General features: G+C 71.8%; 15 protein-coding genes. 13 read left to right on the plus strand and 2 right to left on the minus strand.

Annotation, left to right across the window (positions count from 1 at the left end; translation table 11 throughout):
* Positions 1 to 171: 171 nt before the first annotated feature.
* From ACOJUI_RS01255 to manA, 7 genes are all read left to right on the plus strand, one after another.
* Entirely contained in the window at positions 172 to 1,818 is a 1,647-nt protein-coding gene (locus ACOJUI_RS01255; RefSeq protein ID WP_422116299.1) for a sugar ABC transporter substrate-binding protein, read from the plus strand.
* Positions 1,815 to 2,843, plus strand: coding sequence for an ABC transporter permease (locus tag ACOJUI_RS01260; RefSeq protein WP_422116300.1), 1,029 nt, complete (start codon positions 1,815 to 1,817; stop codon positions 2,841 to 2,843). The genes ACOJUI_RS01255 and ACOJUI_RS01260 overlap by 4 nt, the downstream gene beginning before the upstream one ends.
* Complete coding sequence (locus ACOJUI_RS01265) at positions 2,840 to 3,877, plus strand: carbohydrate ABC transporter permease (RefSeq protein WP_422116301.1); 1,038 nt, start codon at positions 2,840 to 2,842, stop codon at positions 3,875 to 3,877. Before ACOJUI_RS01260 ends, ACOJUI_RS01265 begins: the two co-directional genes overlap by 4 nt.
* A 120-nt stretch (positions 3,878 to 3,997) precedes the next feature.
* Positions 3,998 to 5,326, plus strand: a complete 1,329-nt coding sequence (locus ACOJUI_RS01270) for a hemolysin family protein (protein ID WP_422116302.1) — start codon at positions 3,998 to 4,000, stop codon at positions 5,324 to 5,326.
* Between the two features lie 125 nt (positions 5,327 to 5,451).
* Positions 5,452 to 7,200 (plus strand): pyruvate dehydrogenase, encoded by a 1,749-nt coding sequence (locus tag ACOJUI_RS01275; RefSeq protein ID WP_422116303.1) that lies wholly within the window; start codon positions 5,452 to 5,454, stop codon positions 7,198 to 7,200.
* Positions 7,201 to 7,263: 63 nt separating this feature from the next.
* Entirely contained in the window at positions 7,264 to 8,295 is a 1,032-nt protein-coding gene (locus ACOJUI_RS01280) for a hypothetical protein (protein WP_422116304.1), read from the plus strand.
* A 2-nt stretch (positions 8,296 to 8,297) separates the two neighbouring features.
* Positions 8,298 to 9,500 carry a mannose-6-phosphate isomerase, class I gene (manA, locus tag ACOJUI_RS01285; protein ID WP_422117592.1) on the plus strand — a complete coding sequence of 401 codons (1,203 nt, stop codon included), beginning with the start codon at positions 8,298 to 8,300 and terminating at the stop codon, positions 9,498 to 9,500.
* 44 nt (positions 9,501 to 9,544) lie between these two features.
* On the opposite strand, the gene ACOJUI_RS01290 is transcribed toward manA, so the two are convergent.
* A complete protein-coding gene (locus tag ACOJUI_RS01290; protein WP_422116305.1) occupies positions 9,545 to 10,594 on the minus strand; it encodes a TlpA family protein disulfide reductase in 1,050 nt (349 codons plus the stop codon).
* Between the two features lie 110 nt (positions 10,595 to 10,704).
* Here ACOJUI_RS01290 and ACOJUI_RS01295 point away from each other — a divergent pair, with 110 nt between their 5' ends.
* The 6 genes from ACOJUI_RS01295 (at position 10,705) to ACOJUI_RS01320 (ending at position 19,452) form a co-directional block, all read left to right on the plus strand.
* The gene (locus ACOJUI_RS01295; RefSeq protein WP_422116306.1) at positions 10,705 to 12,150 is read left to right on the plus strand and encodes an aldehyde dehydrogenase family protein; all 1,446 of its coding nucleotides are present in this window, start codon (positions 10,705 to 10,707) and stop codon (positions 12,148 to 12,150) included.
* 123 nt (positions 12,151 to 12,273) lie between these two features.
* Positions 12,274 to 13,620, plus strand: coding sequence for a M48 family metallopeptidase (locus ACOJUI_RS01300; RefSeq protein ID WP_422116307.1), 1,347 nt, complete (start codon positions 12,274 to 12,276; stop codon positions 13,618 to 13,620).
* 75 nt (positions 13,621 to 13,695) lie between these two features.
* Positions 13,696 to 15,126, plus strand: a complete 1,431-nt coding sequence (locus ACOJUI_RS01305; protein ID WP_422116308.1) for an MFS transporter — start codon at positions 13,696 to 13,698, stop codon at positions 15,124 to 15,126.
* A gap of 289 nt (positions 15,127 to 15,415) precedes the next feature.
* The gene (locus tag ACOJUI_RS01310; protein WP_422116309.1) at positions 15,416 to 16,486 is read left to right on the plus strand and encodes a transglycosylase family protein; all 1,071 of its coding nucleotides are present in this window, start codon (positions 15,416 to 15,418) and stop codon (positions 16,484 to 16,486) included.
* A gap of 161 nt (positions 16,487 to 16,647) precedes the next feature.
* A complete protein-coding gene (locus ACOJUI_RS01315; RefSeq protein ID WP_422116310.1) occupies positions 16,648 to 17,391 on the plus strand; it encodes a GolD/DthD family dehydrogenase in 744 nt (247 codons plus the stop codon).
* A gap of 663 nt (positions 17,392 to 18,054) precedes the next feature.
* On the plus strand, positions 18,055 to 19,452 hold the full coding sequence (locus tag ACOJUI_RS01320; protein ID WP_422116311.1) for a sugar transferase: 1,398 nt from the start codon (positions 18,055 to 18,057) through the stop codon (positions 19,450 to 19,452).
* 648 nt (positions 19,453 to 20,100) lie between these two features.
* Here ACOJUI_RS01320 and ACOJUI_RS01325 read toward each other — a convergent pair.
* A complete protein-coding gene (locus ACOJUI_RS01325) occupies positions 20,101 to 21,432 on the minus strand; it encodes a YveK family protein (RefSeq protein WP_422116312.1) in 1,332 nt (443 codons plus the stop codon).
* Between the last annotated feature and the right edge of the window lie 43 nt (positions 21,433 to 21,475).

Genomic DNA, 21,475 nt, shown 5'->3' on the forward strand with positions numbered 1-21,475 from the left:
GTGCTGACCCAGCGGTCGATCCGGCGCTTGACCCGCGATGAGAGGGAGCCTACCCTGACGTTTGTGGACCGGTAAACCGGGCATGACCTGGGCGTCAAGATCGAGATTGCCGGCGTCGGTCCCCGAGGCAGGCAGAGCAGCCTGTTCCCGCGTGCAACGGAGGAGCGCTCCATGAACGTCCGACCCGGCCCCGTCCGTCCCACTACTTCGCGCCGTACGGTCCTCGGCGGCCTCGGCGCCGCCGCCCTGTTCCCGGCACTCGCAGCCTGCGGCGGCGAAGAGCCGTCCGAGCAGGCGGCCGGCGACGTCGCAGCGGCTGCCGACGTCGAGCTGCCCGCCTATATCGAGCAGACTGCCGTGACCCCGGACATTCCCGGTCAGAACGGCTCGACGCCCGGTTACACCAGCTATCCCAGCGATCTGCCCCGTACCGTCGAAGCCCCTCCCGGCTCGGGCGGGACCTTCTCCCTGATGACGCCCACCTGGAGCGCCGTGCAGTCCAATCCGGACAACGCCTTCACCCAGGGGCTCGACGAGGCGCTGGGTGCGACGCTCAGCTACCAGATGACCACCGGCAACGACTACCGCGACAAGCAGGCTGCTGTGTTCGCCTCTCCGGACGATGTCGCCGACTGGGTCTCCGTGTTCGGGTGGAATCCTCCGCCGCGCTTCGCTCAGGCCGTCGAGTCCGTGTTCCAGGACCTCACACCGTTCCTGGGCGGGGAGAACATCGCGCGCTGGCCGAACCTCGCCAATCTGCCGACGGCCGCGTGGGAGTTCGGGGTCTTCGGCGGCAAGCTCTACGGCATCCCGGTCCAGGGAGAGGTCGTCACCGATGCGATCTTCTACCGCGCCGACATCCTCGACTCGCTGGGGCTTCAGGCACCGACGACGGCGGAGGAGTTCCTGCAGGTCTGCGAGGCGTTGACCGATCCCGACGCCAATCGCTGGGCGATTAACGACATGAACGTCGGGGCCCCGAACCTGCTGTTCGGCGCCCCGCCGGACTGGAGGGTCGACGACGGCGCACTGATCTACCGCTGGGAGACGCAGGAGTACCGCGACGCTCTGGAGTTCCAGATCCAGCTGTTCGAGAACGGATGGGTCCATCCTGACGTCGCTGCCGACTCCGGGGACGCCAAGCAGCGCTTCGAGTCCGGGCAGGTCGCCATCCACTACGACGGGGTGGGCGCGTGGGGAGAGTCCATGAAACGCGTTCAGGCCTCGAACCCCGACTACCGGCAGGTCCCGATGAGCGGGCTGTCCGCCTCCGGCTCGGACCCGGTCCGGTACGCGGGCAACGCCGCCAACTTCTTCAGCTTCCTCAAGAAGTCCGACGACCCGGCACGTATCGAGGAACTGCTCGGCATCGCGAACTTCCTGGCGGCCCCGTTCGGTACCCAGGAATGGGAGCAGGTCAACTTCGGGACCGAGGGCGTCCACTTCGAGCGGGGCGAGGGCGGTGTGCCCGTCGCCACCGACCAGCTCGCCGAGCAGCATCCCGGGGTGCTGTCCACGCTCGTCACCGGGCCGGTCGCGAAGTTCGACTTCGAGGACCCCGACCACGTGCGTGAGTACTGCGAGTGGATGGCGGCCGAGACCGAGCATATGGTCGAAGGCCCGTTCTACGGCCGTCAGATCCCTCGGCCCGTGGAGTACGCGGCCCTCGACCAGCCGATGTACGACCTCGAGAAGGACGTGGTGCGCGGTCGCAAGTCGATGGGCGACTTCGATCAGGCGGTCGAGACCTGGCGCAGCTCCGGAGGCGACCGGATGCGGGAGTACTACCAGGCCATCTACGACGAGCTGGGCGAATGAGCGGAGGAGCGGGGGCCACGGCGGCTCCGCCGCCGGAGACGGGGCGATCGGCGGCGCTGCTGGCCGAGGCGCCGCCTGTGAGCGGCGCCGGTGGCATCCAGCGCCGGAGGATTCCCCTCGGCAAGCGGCTGCGACGCGACTGGCCGCTGCTGGCCATGGTGCTGCCGGCCGTGGTCCTGATGATCGTGTTCATGTACGTGCCGATGTTCGGCAACGTCATCGCATGGCAGCACTACTCGCCGTACGTGCCGCTGTTCGAGAACCCCTGGGCAGGATGGGACAACTTCGCCCGGGTGTTCCGCACCCCATCGTTCTGGGAAGCGGTGGTGAACACCCTGACGATCACCACGTTCCAGCTGGTGTTCTTCTTCCCGGTGCCGATCGCCCTGGCGCTGCTGCTGAACTCCGTGCTGACGCCATGGATCCGCACCACCATCCAGTCGATCGTCTACCTGCCCCACTTCTTCTCGTGGGTGCTGGTGGTGACGATCTTCCAGCAGATCCTCGGCGGCGCCGGGCTGCTGAACCGGATGCTGCGGGATGCCGGGATGGCACCGATCGAGGTCATGACCAATCCCGACACGTTCCTGCTCCTGGTCACCTCCCAGGCCGTCTGGAAGGACGCGGGCTGGGGCATGATCATCTTCCTCGCCGCGCTGAGCACCATCGACCCCACCCAGTACGAGGCGGCGGCCGTCGATGGTGCCGGCAAGTGGCGACGGATGTGGTCCATCACGCTGCCCGCGATCCGCCCCACCATCATCCTGCTGCTGATCCTGCGCCTGGGCGACGCACTCACCGTCGGCTTCGAGCAGCTGATCCTGCAGCGCGGTGCGGTGGGACAGGGTGCGGCAGAGGTTCTCGACACCTACGTCTACTACCAGGGCGTGATCGGCGGGGACTGGTCCTACGCGGCCGCAGCGGGCCTGATCAAGGGCATCGTCTCGCTGGTCCTGGTGCTCGGCGCGAACAAGCTGGCCCACGTCTTCGGCGAGGCCGGCGTCTATCGGAGGGAGTCGCGATGAGCACGAGCGCACCCGGATCCGGCATCGCCGATCAGACCGTCCCCGCGGCGCAGAGCGCGCTCGACACGGCCCGCCCTCCCGGGCGCGGGGGCTGGCTGGGCCGCCTCGGCGGACCGCTGCAGCGGCCCGGCGACGCCAACCGGCGTCCGGCATGGGCAGAGGAGCCCACGGTCCTCGAGAAGATCGGGAAGCTGTTCGCCCTCACACTGATCGTGCTCGTCGTACTGCTCCCGCTGTACACCGTCGTGCTGACCTCCTTCTCCTCGGACGCCACGATCACCGAGGCCGGTGGCATGGTGCTGGTCCCCGGCGAGCTCACCGTGTCCGCGTACTCGGCCATTCTCAGCGGGGGAGTGGTCACGCGCTCGATCCTGGTCAGCGTGGGCGTCACCGCCCTGGGCACGCTCCTGTCGACCACCGTCTCGGTGCTCGCCGCCTATGGCCTCAGCCGGACCAGCTCGCTGCTGCACCGGCCGATCCTGTTCCTGTTCCTGATCACGATGTTCTTCTCGGCCGGCATGATCCCGACCTACCTGGTGGTCTCGGAGCTGGGCCTGATCGACACCTATCTGTCGCTGATCCTGCCGGGCGCCGTCTCGGCGTTCAACATCCTCATCCTGCGGGCCTTCTTCATGGGCATCGACACCGGGATCCTCGAGGCCGCACGCATCGACGGCGCCGGGGAGTTCAGGATCCTCGGCACCATCGTGCTGCCCATGTCCACCGCGGTGGTCGCGGTGGTGGCGCTGTTCTACGGCGTCGGGTACTGGAATGCCTTCTTCAACGCGATGCTCTACTTGCAGGACAGCGCCAAGTGGCCCCTGCAGATGGTGCTGCGCTCCTACGTCCTCGAAGGCGTCGAGCTGCCAGGTTCGGAGCTCACGCCCGCCGGGGTCGCCGGCGCGCGGCCTCCCGCGAGCCTGGCGGTGAAGATGGCGATCGTGGTCTTCGCCCTGGTGCCGATCCTGCTCGTGTACCCGTTCGTGCAGCGGCACTTCACGAAGGGGGTCATCTTCGGCGCGATCAAGGGGTGAGGCGGTCCCCCGGCTCCCCGCCCCCCGGAGGACTTTCGTGGGCGTGACCTCAGCCCGCCCTGGGCCGTGAGCTCACGCCACCGACAGGGTTCTCGCGGGCGCCGCGGGTAGGTTGGGGCCATGGACTGGACTGCGCTCGCAAACCTCGGCCTCGTGCTGGTCTTCGTGCTCGTCGGCGGCCTGTTCGCCGGCACGGAGATGGCGATCGTCAACCTCCGCGAGTCGCAGATCAAGCAGCTCGAGGACTCCGGGCCCAGCGGTGAGCGCACCGCCACCATGGTGCGCGACCCCAACCAGTTCCTCTCGGCGGTGCAGATCGGCGTGACCGTCGCGGGCTTCTTCTCCTCCGCCTACGGCGCCTCCACGATCGCGCCCTCCCTGGTGCCGGGGCTGGAGCGCCTGGGCGTCCCGGCGAGCGCCTCGAGCACGGTCGCCCTGATCTCGATGACCCTGGTCATCGCCTACCTATCGCTGGTGCTCGGCGAGCTCGTGCCCAAACGGCTGGCGATGCAGAACGCGCTGGGCATGACCAAGATCGTCGGACCCCCGCTGCACCTCTTCGGGCGCCTGATGCGACCGGTGATCTGGCTGCTGTCCACCTCGACGAACATCGTGGTGCGCCTGCTGGGCGGGGACCCGCACGCGAACACCGAGGCGGTCTCCGCCGAGGAGATCCGCTCGATGGTGCGCAACTCCGAGGCGCTCGACCAGGCCGAGTCGCGGGTGCTGGCCGACGTGTTCGACGCCTCCGAGCGGACCGTCGTGGAGGTCATGCAGCCCCGCCACCAGGTGCACTTCCTGCGCGGCGAGCAGACCGTGGTCGAGACCCGCGAGGAGATCCGCGACACCGGCTTCTCCCGCTACCCGGTCACCGGTGAGGACGTCGACGACGTGCTCGGCTTCGTCCACGTGCGCGACCTGCTGCTGGTGGACGAGCCCGGCCGGACCACGCTCGCCGAGCTGGTGCGCCCGATCGAGCACATCCCCGGCACCGTCGAGGTGCTGGCGGCCCTGAACCGCATGCGCGCCCACGCCGACCAGATCGCGGTGGTGGTCGACGAGTACGGCGGCACCGACGGCATCATCACCCTCGAGGACCTGCTGGAGGAGCTGGTGGGCGAGATCTACGACGAGTTCGATCGGGAGGTGTGGCCGAACGCCGGCGATCTGGATCGCATCGTCCAGGCCGACGGGAAGTTCGACGGCGGGCTGATCCTGCAGGAGTTCGAGGCCGCCACCGGCATCGCGCTGCCCGACACCGGCGGCTACGAGACCGTGGGCGGCTTCCTGATGGCGCGCCTGGGCCGGATCCCCGAGGTCGGTGACCTGGTCGAGGTCGAGGGCGGGCTGCTCGAGGTGGTCGAGGTCGGCGAGCGGCGGGTGCAGACGGTGCGGTTCACCTCCACGGCGCCGACCGCGGACGCGGCGGCGGAGCCCGAGCACCGCTGAGAAAGCGCGCGGTGGTCGACCTCTCGGTCTGCTCCCGGCGCGCCAGGCGGCGAGCGGGCTAGGGTCGAGGGGAACGGACCCGTGCCGGGCGCCACCCGGCGATCACCATCCCGGGAGGGACTCCCATGGCTCGCACATTCGCCCAGCTCCTCGTCACCCAGCTCCGCGATCTCGGGGTCCAGCGGATCTACGGGGTGGTCGGGGACTCCCTGAACCCGGTCGTGGACGCCGTGCGCACCACTGAGGGCATCGACTGGATCCACGTGCGCAATGAGGAGGCCGGGGCCTTCGCCGCCGGCGCCGAGGCCCGGCTGACCGGCAGGCTCGCCGTCTGTGCCGGCTCCTGCGGCCCGGGCAACACCCACCTGATCCAGGGCCTGTACGACGCCCACCGCGACGGCGCGCCGGTGCTCGCCATCGCCTCCCACATCCCCTCCGAGAAGATCGGCACCGGCTTCTTCCAGGAGACCCATCCGGAGAGCCTGTTCCGCGAATGCTCCCACTTCTGCGAGCTGGTCAACTCCGGCTCCCACGGCACGACCCTGCTGCACATCGCGGTGCAGACCGCGATCGCGAAGCAGGGCGTCTCCGTGCTGGTGCTGCCGGGCGATGTCGCCGACCAGGAGGCAGACGGGCCGCTGACCGGCGACCTCGCCACCGAGCTCGGCCGGGTGCAGCCTGCGGCGGGCCCCGTCGGTCGCCTCGCCGCACTGATCGACGAGGCGGAGACCGTCACGCTGTTCGCCGGGGCCGGGGTGCGCGAGGCGCGGGAGGAGGTGCTCGCACTCGCCGAGCGCGTACAGGCGCCGGTGGGCCACGCCTTCGGCGGCAAGGAGTGGATCCAGTACGACAACCCCTATGACGTGGGCATGAGCGGGCTGCTCGGCTACGGCGCCTGCTACGACGCGATGCACGAGGCGGAGCTGGTGATCCTGCTGGGCACCGACTTCCCGTACACGGAGTTCCTGCCGACGGGGCACGGCAGGAAGGCTCCGAAGGTGGTGCAGATCGACGCCGACGCCTCGCGGCTCGGCCGCCGGATCCCGCTGGACCTCGCCCTCCACGGCGACGTGGCCCTCACCCTGCAGGCCGTGCTGCCGCTGCTGACCCGCGACAAGAGCCACCGCTTCCTGCACCGCCAGCTGAAGGCCCACCACAAGGCGCTCACCGGCGTGGTCGCCGCGTACACCAAGAACGTCGAGACGCTGGTCCCGATCCACCCCGAGTTCGTGGCGGACACCCTCGACGAACTCGCCGACGACGATGCCGTGTTCACCGTGGACACCGGCATGTGCAACGTGTGGGGTGCCCGGTACATCACCCCCAACGGGAAGCGTCGACTGTTCGGCTCCTGGCATCACGGTTCCATGGCCAACGCGCTGCCGCAGGCCATCGGCGCCTCCCTGTCGTTCCCGGAGCGCCAGGTGATCTCCCTCAGCGGTGACGGCGGGCTGGGAATGCTGATGGGGGAGCTGCTGACCGTGAAGCTCCACCAGCTGAACACCAAGATCCTCGTCTTCAACAACTCCAGCCTGGGGATGGTCAAGCTCGAGATGCTGGTCGAGGGCCTGCCCGATCACGGCACGGACCATGAGCAGGTCGACTTCGCGGCGATCGCGCAGGGCGCGGGCATCGACGCGGTGCGCATCAGCGATCCGAGGACGCTGAAGCAGCAGCTGGCCGCGGCGCTCGCCGCTCCCGGCCCGATGCTGATCGACGTGATCACCGATCCCGACGCGCTGTCGATGCCCCCGAAGATCACCGCCCAGCAGATCCGCGGCTTCGCGACCGCCTCGACGAAGGTCGTGCTGGGCGGCGGGGTGGGCAGGATGGTGGAGATGGCTGCGGCGAACGTGCGCAACCTGCCGCGCTGAGCCGCGGGCACCGGTGTGGAATGCTGACCGCGGGGTCCGCACACAGCAGGAGGAGGTCGTCCCATGACCTTGATCCATCCGCGCAGTCTCGAGCGCTGGCAGGAATGGCGCCGAGCGGTGGGCAGCCCGCGCACGGCGGGCGGACGCCCGGACGCCTCCGGCCCGGCCGAACTCGTCCTCCACACCCGCGCGGGAGAGGGCACGGGCCGGATCCTGATCGGGATGGACACGGACTCCGCCGCTGCCCGCGAGGCGCTGCTGTCGGCCCTGCCGTACCTGCACGCCTCCGTCATGGTGCTGGCCCCGACCGGGCTGGAGCTGCCGGAGCTCTCCGGCGCCGAGTGGAGCCAGCAGCCCGTGCTGCGTGCCCGCGAGGTGCTCGCCGACGGGGGTTTCACCGCGATGGTCACCCTCGGCTGGGAGCAGCAGATCGGTCATCTGGTCCACACCTGGGCGCAGCGGGCCGACGTCCCCGGCGTCGTCGTCCAGCACACCGCGCTGACGCCGTTCACGGCCCCGCTGCCCCCGCGGACCACCCTGCTCGCGTGGTCCGCCGCCGACGCGGAGTTCCACCGCTCGCAGCGGGACGACGTCGCGGTGCGCACGGTCGGCTCGCAGCGGCTGTGGCAGGCCGTCCACGAGGCGACCGAGACGGTCCTGGACCTCGAGGAGCGCCCGGTCTTCCTGGGCGAGCTCACCGCCCCCGAGCTGCCGCGCCGCCACACCTTCGCCGCCGCGTACTCCTACTGCCGCTCCGCGCGCGCCCTCTATCAGCCGCACGTCACGGAGACGGATCGGCTCTCCCGCGCCGCCCACGAGGTGCTGCGTCGGCGCGGCGTCGACCTGCAGGACGCCGGGCGTCCGGTGAGCGCGCAGCACCGCCCCGTGGTCTCCGTGCTCTCCCTGGACGTGCTCGAGGCGGCGCTGCGCGGCCTGCCGAGCTGGGTGCACGGCAGCCGGCTGCCGACCTGGGTCCCCGCGTACTGGGAGCGCTACGGCATGCGTCGCACCGGCGGGCCGGCGACCCCCGCGCCGACCATCGCCGCCGACGAGCCCGCCCGGCTGATCGCCCAGTTCCTCGAGGGCGGCGCGTGAGCATGTTCGACCTGGACGGTCATGTCCAGCACTATGCCTGGGGCTCGCGGACCGCGCTCCCGGCGCTGCTGGGCCGCGAGGCGGACGGCAGGGCGTGGGCCGAGGTGTGGTTTGGGGCGCATCCGCTGGCTCCCGCGACCGTGCCGGGAGGCGAGCGTCTGGACGCCGTGATCGCGGCCGATCCCGCCGCCATGCTGGGGGCCGACGTCGCCCGCGCCTTCGGTGGCCGCCTGCCGTACCTGCTCAAGATCATCGCGGCCGAGCGACCGCTGTCGCTGCAGGTCCATCCCACCCGCGCGCACGCCGCGGAGTCCTTCGCGGCCGAGAACGCCGCCGGTCTCGCCCTGGACTCGCCGCTGCGCAGCTACCGCGATGCGAACCACAAGCCCGAGATGCTCATCGCGCTGACCTCCTTCACCGCCCTGTGCGGGTTCCGGGCCCCGCGCCGGGCGGCCCGGATCCTGGAGGGGCTGGGCACCGCCCTCACCGATCGTCTGCACGCGCTGCTGGTCCAGAACCCCACCGCCCATGGCATGCGCGCCGCGTTCCGCACCCTGGTCTCCGCGTCCCTGCGGCCCTCCGCCCACGCCGTGCACCAGGTCGTCGAGGCCTGCCGGGCCCGGTGGGAGACCGGCGCCTCGCCGTCCCCGCGCATCGACCGCTCCGTGATGCTGCTGGCCGAGCACCATCCCGGGGACCCGGGGGTCGTGGCCGCGCTGCTGCTGAACCCGGTGACCCTGCAGCCGGGCGAGGCGATGTTCGTCCCCCCGGGCGCCCTGCACGCCTACCTCCACGGGACCGGCCTCGAGATCATGGCCACCAGCGACAACGTGCTGCGGGCGGGTCTGACGCCCAAGAAGGTCGACGCCGACGAGGTGCTCCAGTGCGTCAGCGTCGCCGCCGCACCACCGCTGCGGGTGGCCCCCGAGCGGCAGACCCCCGCCTCGATCGCCTACTACGCCCCTGTCGACGACTTCGAGCTCGCCATCACGCAGCTCGCGTCCCCCGCGGGCGGCGAGCAGGCGCTCCACCCGATCCCCGGATCCGGCCCCCGGATCGTGCTCGGCCTCGAGGGACGGACCACCCTGGAGACCGCGGCCGGCACGCACCTGCTGCGCGCGGGGGGCGCGGTCTTCGTCCCCGCCGCCGACGGCCCGCTGCGCGCCGCCGGGACGGGCCGCTTCGCGCAGGCCAGCGTCCCCTGAGCGGGCCCATCCCCTGAGCCGGGCCCGTCCCCTGAGCCGGGCCCTCAGTCCTGCTGGACGGGCAGCTCGCCCTCCTGCCGGGCGCTCCGCAGCTGGGCCTGGATCTCCTCGACGAACTCGATGACGCCGCTGCCGCCCCGGACCGGACCGCCCGCGAGCAGCCCGTCGGCCCCCAGCAGCACGGCGGACGGTGCGCCGGTGGCCCCCAGGGCGGTCCTCGCGATGAACTGCAGGTCATGGAGGGCGTGCTCGCCGACCCGGTCCTCGGTGCGCTCGCGCAGCTGGTCGAGCGGCCGGGAGAAGACGGCCTGGACCTGCATGACGGGGGAGAGGTCCGCGATCCAGCCGGGCAGCTGGTCGAGCACCCGCTCGCAGGGACCGCAGCCCTCGGTGACGAACACCAGCAGCGCGGCCTGCTGCGCGGTGAGCTGGTCCAGCGTGATCAGCTGCCCGTCCGGCCGCTGCAGCACGGCGGCCGGGATCGGTGCGCGCTCGTAGTCGAGCAGCTCCTCGTCCTCGTCCGTGCCGTCGGCCGGTCGCGGAGCGTCCACCGGCTGCGTCGGTCCCACGCCGGCCGGAGCGGCCCCGCCGAGGGTCAGCACGGTGAGCACGACGCTCAGCAGCACGGCGGCCGCGAGGCCCGCCAGGGCCAGCGGCGTCCACGTCAGCGCTTCGGTCATGGCCCCGGAGGCGGCCGCCGCCACGGTGACGAGGCCCAGCAGCGTGAGCATGAGGTTGCGGCCCAGCGTGGTGCGGGAGACCGTCGGCGAGGCGATGGAGCCGAAGCAGGAGCACTCGACCTGCTCGTCCCAGGTCAGGGCGCGGGCGATGATCACCAGATAGGCGAGCATCAGCAGTGCGACCATCGCCGCCACGACGACCTGGACGGGGACGGACGGCACCCACAGGGCGAGCGCCAGCAGGATCTCCACCACCGGCAGCGCCGACGCGGCGGGGCGGTGCAGCCCTCGCAGCGGCAGCCGCAGCGAGGTCATCGCTTCCTCGGTGTCCCGGCGGGCACCCAGCTTCGCGAGCCCGGAGACCAGCAGCGTCAGCGACAGCAGGACCGGTGCGGCCAGCAGCAGACTCGTCATGCGACCTCCTCCATCACGCCTCCATTGTCCCCGGCTGACGCTCCGACGCCGCACCGTGATCGGCTCCGGACCCGCAGACCCTCACCAGGCCCGCAACCTACCCTGGCGTCATGTCCACCGACACCGCCCCCGGCCCCGACACCGTCCTCGACGGCGACGGCGACGGCGCCCTGCGCTCGCGCCTGCTCGCGGACGTCACCGCACTGCGGGAGTCGTTCGACGCCGGCACCACCCGCGACATCGACGCCCGCCTCGCCCAGCTCGCGGCCCTGCGGCGCGGTCTGCGGAGCGAGGAGCCGCGGCTCGCCCGGGCGCTCGCCGCGGACCTCGGCAAGTCCCGCACCGAGAGCGCGCTGACCGAGATCGGGGTGGTCACCCGGGAGATCGACCACACCATGCGGCACCTGCGCTCCTGGCTGCGCCCCTCGCCGCTGCCCCCGGGCCTCCTGCTGGCCCCCGCCGCGGGCGAGCTGCGCCGCGAGCCGCTCGGCACCACGCTGATCATCGCCCCGTGGAACTACCCGGTGAACCTGACCCTGGCCCCACTGGTCGCCGCCATCGCGGGCGGCAACACCGCGCTGGTCAAGCCCAGCGAGGTGGTGCCCGCGACCTCCGCAGCGCTCACCCACCTGCTGCGCACCCACCTCGACCCGGCCTGGGTGCGGGTGGTCGAGGGCGCGGTCCCGGAGACCACCATCCTCCTCCAGCAGCGCTTCGACCTCATCTTCTACACCGGCAACGCCGCCGTCGGCCGCATCGTCGCCCGCGCCGCCGCCGAGCACCTCACCCCGACCGTGCTCGAGCTGGGCGGGAAGTCCCCGGTGTTCGTCGACGACGGCGTGGACCTCGCCGCGACCGCGCGCCGGATCGCGTGGGGGAAGTTCACCAATGCGGGCCAGACCTGCATCTCCCCGGACCACCTGATGGCCACCGCTCGCACCGCCGAGGAGCTGGTCCCGCACCTGCGCCGCGCTGTGCACGCCCTCTACGGGAAGGATCCGCGCCGCAGCCCCGACTACGGCCGTCTGGTGAGCGCGACGCACTTCGACCGGGTGCTGGGCCTGATCGACGACGACAAGGTCGTGCTCGGCGGCACCGCGGGCGCCGACCGCGCCACCGGCTTCATCCCGCCGACGATCATGACCGGCGTGGAGCGGGACGATGCGGTGATGGGGCAGGAGGTCTTCGGCCCCGTGCTGCCGATCCTCGTCGTCGACGGACCCGACGAGGCGATCGCCCGGATCCGCGCCGGCGAGAAGCCCCTGACCGCCTACGTGTTCTCGAACCGGCGGGCGATCCGGGAGCGCTTCGCGCACGAGACCTCCTCGGGCTCCCTCGCCCTCGGCCTCACCCTCGCCCACGTCGGCATCCCGCGGATGCCCTTCGGCGGGGTGGGGGAGTCCGGCATGGGCGCCTACCACGGCGAGGCCGGGCTCGCGGCGTTCACCCATGCCAAGCCCGTCATCCGCAAGCCGCTGCGGCCGGACACGCTGCGCATGATCTACCCGCCGTACCGGGGACTGAGGAAGGCGCTGCTGCGCCTCCTGCTCCGCTGAGCCGGCCCCGCCGCCGCCCGCCCCCGGTGACGCGGTGCGCCGACGGCGGTGCGGGGCGCCGCCGGGCGGCCTGCGGCGCTATCGTCGGCCGAGGCCCTCGACCGATCGAAGGAGCGCACGCGCATGGCATCACCGCCCCCAGGATCCCCGCCGCACCCCGGCGCCCCGTCTCCCGGCGCCTCGCCGTACGGGGGTTCTCCCTCCGGTGCCGCAGCAGCCGGTGCTGCCGGCGGACCCGGGAGGCCCGCGGACCCGAACCTGGTCAACGGCGCCACCACCCACGGCCTCCTGGGGCGGCCGCAGATCCGCCACCCCTGGGAGCTGCCGCTGCTGTACACCGGCATCGTCCTGACGGTGCTGTCCTACATCGCCTGGACCGTGCTGATGGTCTCCACGGTCTGGCTGCGCATCACCGAGGGCCAGGCGACCGTCGACAGCCTCTGGCAGTACGTGGGCATCCTGCCGATCTTCCTCCAGCTCGCCTTCCTGCTGCCGCTGTTCCCGATCCTCGCCTGGTGGGTGCGCGCGACCATGTACGCCCGGATGCGGGCGACGGCCGTCCGGATGAGCCCGACCCAGTTCCCCGAGGGGTACCGGATGGTGGTCGAGGCCGCCCAGCAGTTCGGGATGCGGCGCGTGCCCGACGCCTACGTGCAGCTGGGCAACGGCGTGGTCAACGCCTTCGCCTCCGGCCACGGCTTCCGCCGCTTCGTGGTCATCCACTCCGACATGTTCGAGATCGGCGGGCGGACGCGCGATCCGGCGGCCCTGCGCTTCGTGATCGGGCACGAGGTGGGCCACCTGGCCGCCGGCCACGTCTCCTACTTCCGGCTCGTGTTCACCAACGTGCTGAGCCTGATCCCGATCCTCGGGCCGGCCCTGTCCCGCGCCCAGGAGTTCACGGCCGACAACTTCGGCTACGCCCACGCCCCGGGCGGCGCGCCCGGGGTGATGGGCGTGCTCGCGGGCGGCAAGTACCTGAACGCCGAGGTCAACGTCAACGAGCTGGCCGACCGCGCCGCGAGCGATCCGAGCTTCTTCGTGCACTGGGTGAACTGGAGCTCCTCGCACCCCGTCACCACCTGGCGGGCGCACGCCCTGCGCGATCGCTCCCGGCCCGGCTCCCTCTGGACCCGGCCCACCGGCGCGATGTTCCGCTCCCCGCTGCCGCCGGGGCACGTGTGGTCCTCGAGGTTCCCGACCCCGGGCGATGCCCTGGCGATGCTCGGCGCGGCCGATGCCGCCCGCCCCGCCGGCGCGGGCGGTCAGTTCGGACGCTTCCCGGGCGCCGACGACTCCGCCCGACCGACCGCGCGGGCGGTCCAGCTCGCCGCACCGCTGCTGTCGGATCGCACCGACTACGTGATCCCGCCGGGGCCCTACCGCGACGACGCCCGCGGGCCGCTGCCCGGCGCGGCGATCAGCCCCTTCGGCCGGCCGGGGCAGCCGCCGGTGCCGCCGCGGCACTGAGCCGGCGCCGCCGGGCCCCTGTCCCGTGCGTCACCACCCCGCCCGAGAGCTGCGGTCCGTGCCTATCCTGCTGAGGTGATCCCCGACCCCAGCGCGCCGCCTCCCCGGGTGCGCCGCAAGCCCCTGCTCGCCGTCCTCCTCGCCCCGCTGTTCATGGCGCTGGTCGCCGTCAGCGTCATCAACGTCGGCCTCACCGCGATCGGCGAGAGCCTCGAGGCGAGCACCGGCGGGCTGCAGTGGGTGATCTCCGGGTACGCGCTGGCCTTCGGCATGCTGCTGGTGCCGGCCGGTCGTCTCGGCGACGCCACCGGCCGCCGCCGGCTGCTGATCATCGGCGTCGCCGTGTTCACGGCCGGCTCCCTGCTGTCGGGCCTGGCCCCCAGCGTCGAGACGCTCAACCTCGCCCGCATCCTGCAAGGGATCGGCTCGGGGCTGCTGAACCCGCAGACGGTCGCGCTCATCCAGCAGCACTTCCGCGGTCAGGACCGGGCGCGGGCCTTCGCGCTGCTGGCCACGACCGTCGCGGTGGCCACCGCCGTCGGCCCCGTGATCGGCGGGCTGCTGATCCAGCTGCTGGGGCCCGACCGGGGCTGGCGCTGGATGTTCCTGATGAACGTGCCGATCGGGGTGCTCGCCATCCTCGGCGCCCTCAAGTTCATCCCCGACGACCGGATGCGCGGGCGCGAGCGGACCGACCTCGACCCCATCGGCGCCCTGCTGCTGTGCGTGGCGATCCTCGGGATCATGCTCCCCTTCCTCGAGCGCGGCGTGAGCGCCCTGGTGTGGCTCTCCTTCCCGGCCGGGCTGCTGGTGCTGGGGCTGTGGTGGGCGTGGGAACAGCGCTACAAGCGCGCCGGCCGGCCGCCGATGGTGGACACCGCGATCTTCACCAACAAGGCGTTCCGCAACGGCATCCTCATCGTCTCGGTGTACTTCCTGGGCGCCACCAGCGTGTGGATCATCGTGCCGCTGTACCTGCAGATGCACCTCGGGCACACCGCCTTCGAGGCCTCGCTGCTGGGGCTGCCCTCCTCGATCGCCGCGGCGATCTCCTCCCAGATCGCCGGCCGGTACGTGCTCACCCTGGGCCGGCGGATGGTGATCATCGGCTTCGGCGTCGCCTTCATGGGCCTGCTCGGCACGGCCCTGCTGGTGGGATTCGTCGAGGGCGGCACCATCGCGTTCTGGTGGCTCGCGGCGCCGCTCATGCTGATGGGGCTCAGCCAGGGCATGACCATCTCCCCGAACCAGACCCTCACCCTGAACTCCGTGGACCCCCGCTTCGGCGGCGTCGCCGGCGGCATCCTGCAGCTGGGCCAGCGCACCGGCGCCGCGATCGGCACCGCCCTCATCCCCGGCATCATCTTCGCCCTCACCGAGGGCGGCACCGAATGGCTCGAGGCGTTCATCATCGCGCTGGTGATCATCATGGCGCTGACCCTGGCCGCGATGGGCGTGAGCTTCGCCGACCGCGCCCGCGAGAAGGAGGGCCGCGGGGCGCTGTGAGGATCGGCGCCTCGCCACGGTCCCGTTCCCGGGCGCGGAATTCAGAGGATGTAATTACAGGCGGGTCATTCATGATCGCGCGGGGATTTCGGTAAAAGAAGTTTAAAATTCCCGGCCGTAGTTGGTCTGGAGGCGCCCGGAGCGGCGCGAGGCACTGCATCCTGAGCGGAGCCCGCCACGAAAGCGCTGGTCGCGGGCCCGCAGCACGGAGGCTGTCCGCCGTCGGACGGCATCGCGAACCCGCTGCGTTCCGCCCCTTTCCCCGCCCGCTGTCCCCAGGAGCTCCTCGATGGTCATCGCCCGCCGTACCCCGTCCCACCGTGCCGAAGGCTCCGCCGTCTACTTCCGCGGGGTGCGCATGGCACCCAAGGTGGCCGCGGCCACCGGCGGGGCCGTGCTCGCGGCCGGGCTGAGCGTCGCCGGGGCCGGCGTCGCCTCCGCCGACGGCTCGGTCTGGGACCGGGTCGCCCAGTGCGAGTCCGGTGGCGACTGGTCCATCAACACGGGCAACGGCTACCACGGCGGCCTGCAGTTCTCCCGCTCCACCTGGCAGGCCTTCGGCGGCGGCGCCTATGCCTCGACCGCCGACAAGGCCTCGAAGTCCGAGCAGATCGCGGTCGCCCAGCGCACCCTGGCGACGCAGGGCCCCGGGGCCTGGCCGACCTGCGGCAAGCGCGCCGGCCTGACCAGGGCCAACGGCGGCGCCGACGCGGACGCCCGGCCGGGTGGCGACAGCGGCTCGCCCAGCGGCTCCGCCCCGACGTCGGGCACGCTCGTGGTCGACGGCAAGTTCGGCCCGGCCACCACCCGATCGCTGCAGGCCTGGGTGGGGGTGGGGCAGGACGGCTCGCTGTCCACGAACGACATCAAGGCCCTGCAGTCGAAGATCGGCGCGAATCCGGACGGGAAGATCGGGCCGGAGACCACGCGCAAGCTCCGCGCCGCGATGGGCCACGGGGACAACGGGGCCCGGGACTTCCGCAGCAACTACGCGACCACCAAGGCGCTCCAGCAGTTCCTGAACGGCGGCGCTCCCGCCGTCAGCGCCCCGGCGGCCGCCCCGGCGCCCTCCACCGGCGGCGCCTCGAACAGCGGGACCCTCGTGGTGGACGGGAAGTTCGGGCCGGCCACAACCCGGTCCCTGCAGGCCTGGGTGGGCGTGAGCCAGGACGGCTCACTGTCCACGAGCGACATCAAGGCCCTCCAGTCCAAGGTCGGCGCCACCCCCGACGGGAAGATCGGGGCGGAGACCACCAGCCGGCTCCGCGCCGCCATGGGTCACGGCAGCAACGGCGTGTGGGACTTCCGCACCTCCTACGGCACCGTGAAGGCCCTGCAGGAATTCCTCAACGCCCGCTGAGCCACCACGCGGATCACCCTTCGACGCGCCGGCCCGCACCGGGCCGGCGCGTCGCGCACCTGCGGTCGGGTCTGCGGCACGGCGGGAACGAGGCGAGAATGGGTCGCGACGACGCATCGCGGCCGCCCCGTCACCGGCCGCGGCAGACCGGAGGGAACCCCATGAGCCAGGACTTCACCGACCAGATCATCGTGGTCACCGGCGCCGCCGCCGGCATCGGCAGCGCCATCGCCACCCACCTCGCCGAGCGCGGCGCCCGCATCGCCGGGGTGGACATCGCGCCCACCCTGGACGAGACGATCGCGGCGCTGCCCGGCGCCGGTCACCTCGCGGTGAGCGCGAACATCGCGGAGGCGGCCAGCGCGCAGGGCGCCGTGAACCGCATCCTCGCCGAGCGGGGCATCCCGCGGGCCCTGATCAACTCGGCCGGGATCGGCCGCTTCGCCGCGGGGGAAGACGTCCCGCAGCAGGACTGGGACCTCACCCTCGCCGTCAACCTCTCCGGCAGCTTCTTCATGGCCCAGGCGGTGGGCAGGGCGATGCTCGCGGCGGGCTACGGCCGCATCGTCACCATCGCCTCCCAGGCCGCGGAGATCGGCCTGGTCGAGCACGCCGCCTACTCGGCCAGCAAGGCCGGCGTGCTGGGATTCACCCGGGTGCTGGCGGTGGAATGGGCGCGCCGCGGCGTCACCGTCAACGCCGTCTCCCCGACCATCGTCGACACCGCGCTGGCCCGCGCGTTCTGGGTGGGCGAGAAGGGCGAGGCGGCGCGCGCCGAGATCCCGGCCGGACGCTTCGCCACCCCTGACGAGGTCGCGGCCCTGGTGGCCTTCCTGGTCAGCGAGGACGCCGCGATGATCACCGGCGAGAACGTGCGGGTCGACGGCGGGCGCTCGGTGATCTGAGGTCGCGGGGCGGGCGGCTGACGCCGCGGGACGGGACCGTCGTCGCTCGCCCTGGGTGCCCCTGCGTCCCTCGACGCGGGGGCGCCACATCGGCATGCCCGCGCGCTGACGGAGCGGCCCTCGTCCACGAGCGGTCGGGCTGCCGACGGTGTGAGCCCTCCATGACGATCCGACCCGCCCGGGCCATCCCGCGCGCAGCGTAGCCGCGGCCGCCCTCGGCGGAGGGCGGCGCGCCTGAGGACGCCGCGCCTGAGGGCGGTCGCCCGGAGGGAGGCCCGCACCCGTCCGTCTCGAGGCGCCCGCGTCATTCGACGCGCGGGCGCCTCTTCAGCATGCCCGCCCGCCGGGCACCGCGTCTTGCGGCCGGCTGTGCGCGAGCCCTCCCGTTAACCCCCGCGACCATGTATAGTCACATTTCAGACAAGACGGGCAAGACGTACGAAACGGACAGTGGGTGCCGTTCCGGTCCCATCGACGTGGTCGGAGCGGCACCCAGCTCCCGCCGTGACGGCCCCGCCCACCATCGTCCGCAACGAGTTCAGAGGTCAGCACATGTCGGCACTGCAGGCGGTCAGCGCTTCCGCATCTTCGCTACCCCTCCTCGGCACTCGAGCCCCGGCAGTCGCCGGCGCTCGCCGCGGCAGGCGCCGGGACGATCACCTCGTGCTGGCCGTCCTGGTGATGACTGACGGGGCCGCCCTCGCGCTGGCCTGCGTGATGGCGATCGTGATCCGCCAGAACCTCCTGTTCCTCCACCCGGTGCCCGGGCTCCCCGAGTCCGCCGTGGGCACCGCGGTGCTGATCGCCGGGGTCTGGATGATCGCGATGCAGCTGGCCGGGGCGGTCAACCCGCGCCTGGTCGCCACCGGTCCGGAGATCTACCGCAATGTGCTGGTGGGAAGCATGGGGGCCGTCGGCATGGTGGGCGCGGCGCTGTTCCTCGCCGACATCTCCCTGTCCCGGCCCTTCGTCGTCACCCTGTTCGTCGTCGGCGCGCTGCTGCTGCTGCTGGTGCGGGTCATGGCGCGACGCTGCGTGAACTTCGCCCGGACCCGCGGGCGGCTGCGCTCGGAGGTGCTCGTGGTCGGCGCCACCGGACATGTGCGCGGCATCGTGCGCACCCTGACCCGGGAGGAGTGGCTGGGCTACGACGTGGTCGGGGCGGTCGCCCCGATCAGCGAGTCGCCGTCCGGCGAGGAGGCCGGAGTGCCGATCCTCGGCGACGAGTCCCAGCTGCTGGACCTGGTGCGCTCGCAGCAGCCCGACGTCGTCCTGTTCTCGGCCGGCTCCTCTGCGAGCGCCGAGGAGTTCCGCCGGATCGCCTGGCAGCTCGAGGAGCTCGCGGTCGACGTCATCGTGGTCCCGGCGGTCAGCGAGATCTCCGGGGACCGGATCCGGATGCGCCCGGTCGCCGGGCTGCCGCTGGTGCACATGGATCTGCCCCGCGCCCGGAAATCTCTCAAGCGGGGCAAGCGGGCCTTCGACGTCATCGCCAGCGCTCTGCTGTTGCTGCTGCTCTCGCCCGTGCTCGCCGTCATCGCGCTGAGCGTGCGGCTGAGCGACGGCGGAGGGGCCTTCTTCCGCCAGGACCGCGTGGGCCGCGACGGCGAGCGCTTCGAGTTCCTCAAGTTCCGCTCCATGGTCGTCGACGCCGAGGCGCGCCGGGCGGAGCTCGAGCAGCTCGCCCGCGATCGCGGCAACGACGTGATGTTCAAGATGTCCGACGACCCCCGGATCACGCGGGTCGGTAAGGTGCTGCGGCGCTACTCCCTGGACGAGCTGCCGCAGCTGTGGAACGTGCTGCGCGGCGACATGAGCCTGGTCGGACCCCGTCCTGCCCTCCCGCAGGAGGTCAGCGACTACGACGAGGACGCGCGACGTCGGCTGGCCGTGCGCCCCGGCATCACCGGGCTGTGGCAGGTCTCCGGTCGCAGCGACCTCTCCTGGGAGGACACCGTGCGACTGGATCTCTTCTACGTCGACAACTGGTCCTTCACCCAGGACCTCCTGATCTTGGTGCGCACTGTGCGCGCCGTGCTGGCCTCCCGCGGGGCGTACTGAGCGGCCCCCGCGGGTTGGGCGGCGCCCCCGTACGAGAGAAGTGCTGAGCTCTCGGACGGGGGCGTTCTGCTGCCAAGTTCAGACAGTGGCTGCTCACCCTGTGGTCGCGCGTCTGTCCAGGTGTCTCTGACGGGGCGACGAGCATGCTGGGAGCATCGTCCCCGGCGACTGGTCGAGGATCTCAGTCCGACGGCGGTGGTCGCGGAGCAGGATCGGACCGGGTCCTCATCGACGCCCGGGCATCAGGACGCATGAGCCGATGCCGGGCATGCCGGGATCGGCGCCGCCTGACTCAGGGCCCGCGTGCCGTCTGCAAGGCGTGCGCAGCCCACCGCCGTCAACCCGCCGTGGGCGTTCAGCGCTATGACGCCGCCCCGACGCGCCCGATGCACGACCCTGAGCCGCTCACACGGCGTGCCAACCGCGGTGCCTAGTGGATCCGTGGGCGTGGCCGTCGGGGAACATGACCCGGACAAGGTGAAACAGGTCTAATAGCGGTCAGCACTCGTAGGCACTGGTCGGCCACCGTCAGGGGGTCCTATGCACCGGACCCCCGGCGCCACAGGGCGCCGGGGGTCGGGGTCTACAGTGCAGGTCGAGGTCGTACGGATCTTCGTCTCGACCAGGAGCGGACAGCCGAGACCGTGCTCACGCTCCGACGGGTGCCGCGGGCAGGTCTCGAGGCTCGACGTCCTGCTCAGGCTCAGGCTGAGGCCGAGGGGAGCGGGCCGCGGCTGGTCCGCCCTGCTCTGCTGCCACCGGCTCGTGACGGCCGCCATGCTCGCTGAGAGGAGCAGGCTCCTCACACAGGCCGATGACGACCTGCAGACCACAGTCGCGCAGGGCCACGACCTGCTCGCCCACGGTGCGCAGGGCGGTGCGCGGCGTGATCACCAGCACCCCGATATCGGAGCGGCGTGCGCTGTGCGCCAGGCTCGAGCGATATGTGCCGGCCTGCACGATCTGCACCGTGCCGGCCGCCGAGGGGTCGGGCGATGCGGCCCGTTTGCCCGCGCCCCAGCCATCGAGCCAGCTGGTCTGCGCCCGGACGTCCTGAAGGACGTCTTCGGCCGCATCCCGGAATCGCTCGAGGACGATCTCGGAAGACGCCGGGTCGTCGGCGTGCAGGAGCACCCGGACCGGAGCATTCTCGGTCGCAACCTGTGAACGCTGGATGGCTTCGTCGGCCAGCCGCCGCCAGAACTCATCGTCGGGGTGCCGGCTGCCCACCACCGGCAGCGACCCCACCGTCATCTCCAGCCGGTCCGCAGTGCGCACCTGCGGATCGAGGCGCTCGCGCAGAACCGCCACCGCGACGCCGAGCAGGAACCCGGCCATCGCTCCGCCGGCCGTCGTGATCGGCAGCCCCGGACCGGAAGGCTCGGAGGGCAGCGAGGCGACGCCGATGATCCGCCCGGGCTCTGTGCTCGCCAGTGCGACGCTGGAGCGCTGCTGCTGGAGATTCTCGATCAGTGACTGCACCGCAGGAGTGGAAGGCTCGCCCTGGAGCTCGGCGATCTGCTCGTCGGCTCCCGCCAGGTACTGCGCAGTGACGCCCTCGGCAGACTCCAGTCGCAGGGCAAGGTATGCCTCGGCGATCGCATTGGCCCCGCTGGCCGCCTCCTCGGGCGTGTTCGCCCCCACCGTGACCTGCAGGACCTGAGAGCCCGACGGGGCAGCAGTCTCGACATCGGTCCGCAGGAACGAGCCGGACGACAGCGGGATGTCGAGAAGTTCGGCGGCACGCTCTGCCACGGCACGGGAACCGAGGATCTCCCGCTCCGTGCGGATGTTGACCTCCTCACGGCTGCCCGTCATCGGATTGGAGATCACAGGGGTCACTACGAGGCTCGCAGTGGCCGAGTAGCGCGTTGGCAAGCTGTTGGCGTACCCCGCTGCGAACACTGCCAGGACGATGACGGAAAGCAGGATGGTCGGCCACCGGCGGCGGAGAACGTTGAGCACGAAGGCGACGGTCATGTACTGCTCCAGACGAGAGGGAAGGAAGGCGGCCGGATGAAGC

This window comes from Brachybacterium sp. UNK5269, assembly GCF_049266655.1.
Classification (GTDB): domain Bacteria; phylum Actinomycetota; class Actinomycetes; order Actinomycetales; family Dermabacteraceae; genus Brachybacterium.